Here is a 483-nt window from a genome sequence, read left to right as displayed (position 1 = left end):
ATCTTGCCGCGGCCGTCAGCTTCCAGCGCAGACAGCTCCAGCGCCAGGAAGCGGCCGGCACCGGCGTTAAACAGGCTCACGGCCACGCTGGCTGCGTTCACGCCGTTGATGCCATTGGCGGGGAAGCTGATCGCCGGGCTGTTGTCCCACGTGGCACCCTGCGTAATCGGCGACACCACGTTGGTGTAGGTATTGCCGTAACCAGCGCCATTCGTCTTCGACGCGAAGCCCAGCTTCGCACCCAAGTTGCGGCTGAACGTGTCGTCCGCCTCGACGATGCGCGCCTCGATCATCACCTGGCGAACCGGGATGTCGATCTTCAAGAGGAAGGCCTGCACCTCTTCAAGCTTGCTCGGGATGTCGGAGACGAACAGTTGATTCGTCCGCGTATCCGCGGTGAGCGAGCCGCGCTTGGACAGGATCCGGGAAGTCGCGACACCGCCAGCGACACCGCCTGCCCCACCCGCGGCGCCGGCACCCAGC

1 protein-coding gene is annotated in these 483 nt (G+C 65.2%); it reads right to left on the bottom strand.

The features are described from left to right. A partial coding sequence (locus JWG43_RS17865; protein WP_275888502.1) for a secretin N-terminal domain-containing protein occupies window positions 1–483 on the bottom strand: 483 nt, incomplete at both ends.

Source organism: Desulfobulbus alkaliphilus, assembly GCF_016918545.1.
GTDB classification, from domain to species: Bacteria; Desulfobacterota; Desulfobulbia; order Desulfobulbales; family Desulfobulbaceae; genus Desulfobulbus; species Desulfobulbus alkaliphilus.
The sequence above is the reverse complement of the archived record's forward strand: the minus strand, read 5'-3'. Positions and strand labels throughout refer to the sequence as shown.